Annotated in this window: 7 protein-coding genes; 2 read left to right on the forward strand and 5 right to left on the reverse strand. The window is 30.6% G+C overall.

The window, feature by feature from the left end; translation table 11 throughout:
* The first annotated feature begins 526 nt into the window (after positions 1 to 526).
* The gene (locus ACR0QS_RS09685) at positions 527 to 1,393 is read left to right on the forward strand and encodes a hypothetical protein (RefSeq protein WP_432633248.1); all 867 of its coding nucleotides are present in this window, start codon (positions 527 to 529) and stop codon (positions 1,391 to 1,393) included.
* Here ACR0QS_RS09685 and csrA read toward each other — a convergent pair.
* From csrA to ACR0QS_RS09700, 3 genes are read right to left on the reverse strand one after another with little or no spacing between them, the layout of a single operon-like run.
* Positions 1,390 to 1,638: a carbon storage regulator CsrA gene (csrA, locus tag ACR0QS_RS09690; RefSeq protein ID WP_432633242.1), complete on the reverse strand. Its 249-nt coding sequence runs from the start codon at positions 1,636 to 1,638 to the stop codon at positions 1,390 to 1,392. The genes ACR0QS_RS09685 and csrA overlap by 4 nt on opposite strands.
* A gap of 2 nt (positions 1,639 to 1,640) precedes the next feature.
* Positions 1,641 to 2,105 (reverse strand): flagellar assembly protein FliW, encoded by a 465-nt coding sequence (fliW, locus tag ACR0QS_RS09695; protein WP_432633243.1) that lies wholly within the window; start codon positions 2,103 to 2,105, stop codon positions 1,641 to 1,643.
* Between the two features lie 59 nt (positions 2,106 to 2,164).
* Positions 2,165 to 3,418 carry a flagellar hook-associated protein 3 gene (locus ACR0QS_RS09700; RefSeq protein WP_432633244.1) on the reverse strand — a complete coding sequence of 418 codons (1,254 nt, stop codon included), beginning with the start codon at positions 3,416 to 3,418 and terminating at the stop codon, positions 2,165 to 2,167.
* A gap of 292 nt (positions 3,419 to 3,710) precedes the next feature.
* On the opposite strand from ACR0QS_RS09700, the gene ACR0QS_RS09705 reads away from it, so the two are divergent.
* Positions 3,711 to 4,181 carry an FtsB family cell division protein gene (locus ACR0QS_RS09705; RefSeq protein ID WP_432633245.1) on the forward strand — a complete coding sequence of 157 codons (471 nt, stop codon included), beginning with the start codon at positions 3,711 to 3,713 and terminating at the stop codon, positions 4,179 to 4,181.
* A 9-nt stretch (positions 4,182 to 4,190) separates the two neighbouring features.
* Here ACR0QS_RS09705 and ACR0QS_RS09710 read toward each other — a convergent pair whose 3' ends face one another.
* Together ACR0QS_RS09710 and ACR0QS_RS09715 are read right to left on the reverse strand one after the other, a co-directional pair.
* A complete protein-coding gene (locus ACR0QS_RS09710; RefSeq protein ID WP_432633246.1) occupies positions 4,191 to 4,826 on the reverse strand; it encodes a hypothetical protein in 636 nt (211 codons plus the stop codon).
* A complete protein-coding gene (locus ACR0QS_RS09715; RefSeq protein WP_432633247.1) occupies positions 4,826 to 6,289 on the reverse strand; it encodes a CsgG/HfaB family protein in 1,464 nt (487 codons plus the stop codon). The genes ACR0QS_RS09710 and ACR0QS_RS09715 overlap by 1 nt, the downstream gene beginning before the upstream one ends.
* Positions 6,290 to 6,620 lie beyond the last annotated feature (331 nt).

Below are 6,620 nucleotides of genomic sequence, written 5' to 3' on the forward strand. Positions count from 1 at the left end.
ACAATACAAGCTTTGCTTTGCTTTGCTTTGCTTTGCTTTGCTTTGCTTAACAAAATTACAGTATTGTTTATTTATGATATTTTTATATTTCATTGTTTCTCAACTTTAATAATTTTTAATGAAGTATAGCATGGATTAAAAATTTGTCAATGGTTTAAAATAAAAAAATTATGTCATTGAAATTTTTAATTAATCTGTCATTGCGAGCTTTCGCAAGAAAGCGTGGCAATCTACTATTAATAAAACTAAATTTTAAAATAAAATTCTATTTTAATTGGATTACTTCGGATTTTTGCCAAAGGCACGCCTACGGCGACAAATCCTCGTAATGACGGCGTCATTTAAATGTCATTGCTAACATTTCTAATGCGAAGCAATACAAAAAGACTAATATTTATTGACAAGTTTTATTATTCTTATATAATTACATAATCACTTTTTTAATTGAGAGATTTTATGAATTATGAATATTTTAGAAAAATCAAAAACGCAAAATATATTATTCAAAATATGTAGAATTTTATTAATGTCTTTTATTTTATTTTCAAAATTATATTCCCAGACAAATTTGGATTACGAATTTAAAAATCCTTTCAGAGTTTACGAAGTCGACAAATATTACATGGGCTGGCAGGACCCGAGAGCGTTTATCGGAAGATTATTATTTGCCAAAAATTTCGATGTTGAAAAGAATTTAATGACAATTTCTCCCGAAGCAAATTGGGATTTCAAATCGGTTGCCGTATATATCGAAGGAAGAATTGCAAGCGAAATAATGTTTTATAGAAATAAATATTTTTCGGTTGGAATGGGCGCTGGAATGGAAATTTCAATACTCGGAAGAAAAAGCGGATTATTCGATGTTTACGATTTTTCGGGGCAGTTCGATTTATTTGCGGATTTATGGCTTCAAAATCTTACGGGAATAAATTTGAAAATAAGATTTATTCCAATGTATCATCAATCGACACATTTGGTTGACGGATTTAAGGGCGATGTTCATATAAAAAGCGGAAGCAGTTATGAGTTCGCCTCCGTTTCGACTTATTATTATATAAATCGTTTCACAATATACGGCGGAATAGAATTTTCTTATAACGCGGTTGGAAATAGTCCGCAGTTATTTAGATTTCACACGGGATTTGATTATAGACTGCCAATATATAAAGAAATTAATTTTATAACGGGAATAAATGTAGGCGCGATTTTGGATAAAAAAGACAGATTGGAATTGATAAAAGAAAATTGGCATGCATCGGTTAATGTTGCCGCGGGAATAGAATTTTATAGATATTCTATAGCCTTGAAATTCGGATACGGTAAACCGAGAGGTGCTTCTAGTTATTTCGGATATGAATCAAAAATCGGCGCGGAAATTAGTTTATTATTTTAGTTTTTATTATTTCCAAGTTTATTTTTAACGAACGAACTTAAAATATTTAATTCTTCTATAGTGGATTTTGCCGCTTCGCGATTTTGATTTTCAACTTCTTCGTAAACTTCTTTTCTAAAAATCTTAACGGTTTTCGGAGCGTTTATTCCGAGTTTTATTTGGTCGCCTCTTATATCGACAAGCATTATTTCTATATTGTCTCCGATGACTATACTTTGATTAATTTTTCTCGAAAGCACAAGCATATTTAATTTTTTCCCTTTTTATCATGTTCATTATCATCTTCGGACAGTATAAAATGCTTTGTGGAATATTTATCTCCCAAAGCGGTGCATTGTTTAGCCTTATGATTCTTAATATTAAAAACTATCGGCGCTATAAGGTTTGCCGTCATGGATTTCAAATCGCCGTTTGGAATCGTTACTATCGTTAATAAATATATATCCGATTCGCTTTCTATACTCAATGATTTTATATCTTCGTCATGTATATCGGGCTGATAATCTTTAAATACTAAAAACGGGTCTATAAGTATAAAGCAAATATTTTTATCGTCTTTAGACTGAAGTATTTTATAAGTTCCTTCGCTGTCCATATTGACGAGATAAAATTCATCATAATCTTCAAAAGCCAAAATGCTTCCGTCAAGATGATAGAGAGTTTTATCGGAAACTTCTATTTTACCCAATATTCTGGATTCTATTTCAGGCATAAATTAAATTCCTTTGATTAAATAAAAATATGCAGATAAAAATATGATTATAAAATTTATTATCTTAAATAATCCATAAGAGTTCTGCCTAATAATCTTCCCGCAGTTTGTAAAGAAGCGTTATGCGCGTATTGCCACAAATTGAAATTAACAATTTCTTCGGCATAATCTATATTTTCGTTTTTTGCCAAAGCCTCTTCTATTGCCAATTTCTGGTCTTCAAAATTCGTAAGCCCCATATCAAGTCTTGTCACTTTTGAAGAAGCGTTAGCCTGAACCGTAAGAACATTATCTATTGCGCTGTCGATATAACCTAAAGCCTCGCTGCCAATCGCTCTGACATCATCGTTAAGCATAGCGTCTCTTAAATATATCAATGTTTCAAATACGGATTTTCCCGTCACCAAAGCGCTCGGTTCGTAATTATTTTCGTAAGTATTTCCCGCTCCCGCTCTAACCAAACCTATATCCTGCAAAACCGTTCCGCCCGCCAAATCCTGCAAAAGTATTTTATGAGGAGTCGAAGTTCTTAATTGTATTACTTTAGCGCCGCCTCTCAAATCTCCTATGCTAGCTCGGACATTTCCGTTCGCATCGTTTATTCTTTCCACTATAGCCTCGATATTGTCGCCTTGTTTAATTCTAATCGTCAAATCGTCTATCATAATATCCTGATTTTCCGAAGCTATATAATTTGCCGCATCCGTAGTTGACATTATTTCCATATTAGTTCCCCAGAAAATATAATTTCCCGGAGTTCCGACATTCATATACTGCCCGTTTTCCACTTCTCTATTTTGTTTATTAGCGTCTCCTTCATACATAACGGATTTTATTATTGAGCGTCCCGCTTTTTCGTCATGCGAATAAAAAGCTCTGAAAGGTTCGGTTTTTACGCTCGTTCCAGAAAATATAAATTCTCCTTTGCTTTGAGTTTTTGAAATATCGTAAACTCTTTCAAGCATTTCTTCTATTTCCATAGCCATTTTATTTCTATCTTCCGCCGAATAAGTGCTGTTCGCTCCTTGAACCGCCAAATCTCTCGCTCTCGCTAAAGCTTGAGTTATAGAACTCATAGAATCATGCGCCACATTTAATCTTTCTTTTCCGTCCACAATATTATTTTGATATCTATTCAAAGATGACATTCTCGTTCTATAATAAATTGAATTAATCGTTGAAGTAACATTTTGATGAGGATATTGCACTCTCTGTCCAGTCGACAATCTCGTTTGAGATGCTTCCAACTCGGTATAATTTCTTTTTATATTGCTAACCGTTCTATTAAATTGGGCTTGTTCTGTAACTCTCATTTTTATCTCCTTACGACTTTCGCCGATAAAAAATATAATTATTCTTTTTTATTTTCGTAATAATTTAAAATCGCTTTATTATTTTTTTATTTTTGTTTTGAAAATTTGAAAATTGAATTTATTGATTTTTAGAAATTTATTTTAAGAATATAATTAATTATCGGAATTGATATTTATAAAAATTAAATCGCTCAGACAATAATTTATTTTCAAATTAATTTAAAATCGCGATTCTTAATTTTAAAGACTAACCTTCCGATAATCAATGATAGATTTTGTAAGGTTGTAATTTATGTATTTTAATATTAGGCTGAAAGCGGGAATTTTTTACGGAACGATATTAATTGGAATAATTTTTACCGTATTTATATTCGTTTTTAGTCCTAAAGGTTTTAGAAATATCGATTCAAAAAAAGAACTTCTAAAAATTAGAAAAGAAAAAGTAGCCGAATTAAACAGGCAAAAAATAAGGCTTACCAACAATATAGAAAGATTAAAAACCGACAGAGAATATATACTTTCTTACGCAAAAACTTTCGGATATTTGGATAGTTCAAAAAACGAAAAAATAATTAAAATAATTAAAGACGAAGAAGTTAAAGATATTCCCGCAGCTCCCGTTCAAAAGTATTCTTCCGAAAAAGAAATAAATATAAATGTAAAAAGAATAATTATTTTATCGTTCGCAGTTTTGGTTATTTTCTTTATAATCTGTTTTAACAAACAAAAATATTCTTCCAATCAAAATATCAATAACGGCTAAATTAAATCGCTAATAAGGATAGCTTAAAGAAAACATAAATCCAGCGTCTCTATTTATAGGTTCGTAATAAGGGACGAAATTAAAACTCATTCCCTCTTTTTTCTTTCCGTAAACTCTCTGATAACTGTCGTAAGCCACCGCGACTCCAAAAATTACGCCCGCAGTCACTTCAAATATAGTTGTCGAAATCCATAAAGATTTATATCTCGCTCGTCCAGAAGTAGAAGGCTGAACGAAGGTATTTTCCAGAGCGTCCAAACCGAATACCAAAAAAGACGCGTAAGTGTATGACAAAAAACTTGACAATATAAAAGTAACTTCCGTATATCTGAAAGGATGGCTTCTATAAGGATTTTCTATTTCAACGGGAGAAGTAATGACTCCGCTTTGATTTATAATATTAGTTCCGCTCATTTCAAAAAAAGAAATCGAGTTATTTGTAATCTTCAAATTATTTGAATTATCTATATTGTTCGTATTATTTCTGTCTATGGAATATTCCGAACTGACTTCATGATTTTCTTCAATAATTGGCGCTTGATTAGTTTCGTTAGTTCCTAAATCTTTTGCCTTATCGGAAAAATAAAAATCTGCGAATGCAAATCTGCTTATTATTAAAAATATTATTATTATATAAAATCTCATTATAAAAGTCCGTATATTCCTATCATAAAATCAAATCCCGTCAAATTAACCGTTTTAATTTTTTCGGGCAATTGAAAACTGTTTCCGTCATAATAAGTTCCCGCATTAATCGGATTGGTATAAAGTCTATAGCCTACTCCGAAATTAAATCCTAAAGTGTCTTTTATATTATATTGAATCACCGCCATAAGCCCCAATCCTAAAAGAATATCGTTCGATGTAATTTTAGATTCGTTTGGAATTGAAGTATAACTGTCGATATAATAATCGCCGCCGCTCACATTTCCAATATCGGTAAAAGTCACTCCGATTCCAAGATGCGGAATAAACACAAACCTGACAACTTCTTTATAAATATTGACATTAATATCAAAATTAAATCTTATATCGATTCCGTAGCTCGATTTGAAAAAGTCGCCGAATAATAATCCAAAACTCAAATTGGGCGAAAATATATTATTCTCATATCCGATTTTCAAATGCATTCCCAAAGCGAAATCGTTTTTATTTAGATTAATATTTAACTGTCCGCTATTTGTAGTGCCTTGATAAGTTTTTTGAACAGGTTTAATTTTATAAGAGGAATAATTAATATTGAATCCTATCAAAAAATTTCCAATATGAGTTTCTCTCGCTATATCTCCCGCTTGAATATTGTTTCCTCGCGATATTTTTGCAATCGAATATTCTCTTCCCAAATCTTTTATTCTTAAAGTTCCTTTTTCTTTATATTCTCCTTCAATAATATTTCCCGAAGGCAAAACTATATCTTCCGCTTTTGAATAAACTTTGAATCTCGTATTTTTATTTATTCCATGTTTGCTTCCCGCAAATAAAATCACATTTCCGTCTTTTATGTCGGATATTTTCAAAATGATTTTAAAAACATTTTTCATTTTGCTTTCCACTTGAATAGCCAAATCGTTGCATGCTTCGTCTAAAGCCGCTTCTCTCAACGCTATAGAAGGATATCTGCTTATTGTGTAATATGCCGAACCAGAAATTTTTGAAGAATATAATATTTTCGTAGTTTCGACATCGACTATTTGCAAAATCAAATCTACATTCGCATAAATATTTCCGCTTCCCGTTTCAATATCGTAATCAAAAGTCGAGTTTGCCGAAGTTATTCTTCCCGTTATCGCTTTACTGTAGCCGTAAATTTTTCCAACTTCTATAACCTGCTTTTCGGTAATTCCCGTTAATTGAAGTTCCATTTCTTTTAAGTATTTATCCAAATTCGCTCTGTCGACAATATTAAATCTATTCATTCTCGTTAATGAATTTTCTATAAGCGAAGTAACTTTTTTTCCTAAATCTTTTCTATATTCCGTTGAAACATCTTCGATTTCAAAAACGGCGATATTTTCTTTAACATATCTATCCGTTATTTCTTTATCGATACTTTGGGAAAATAAATAAGTATGAAATATTATAAAAAATAAAAAAATCGTTTTTTTCATTATCTATAGCTATAAAATTATAATTTATTAATTTAATAAAGTCTTTCTAATATTATGTTTATATTATATCAATATATTAAAAAAATCAAATATTATTTCATAGCGATTTATAAATAATATCTAAAAATTAATTTCAATATATTAATAAATAATTTGTATATTTCGCTTGACAAACTCTAAAAAATATACTATAATATAAATACCTTAAATAAATTTTTTGGAGGCAAAAAATGAAAAACAACAAAAATTACTGTAAATTCGTTAGTCAAGTCAAGTCAAGTCAAGTCAAGTCAAGTGCTAAAATTGTATCTTTAATCGCATTATTATTAAT

Origin of the sequence: Brachyspira sp., from assembly GCF_050873525.1 — a bacterium.
GTDB lineage: Bacteria > Spirochaetota > Brachyspiria > Brachyspirales > Brachyspiraceae > Brachyspira.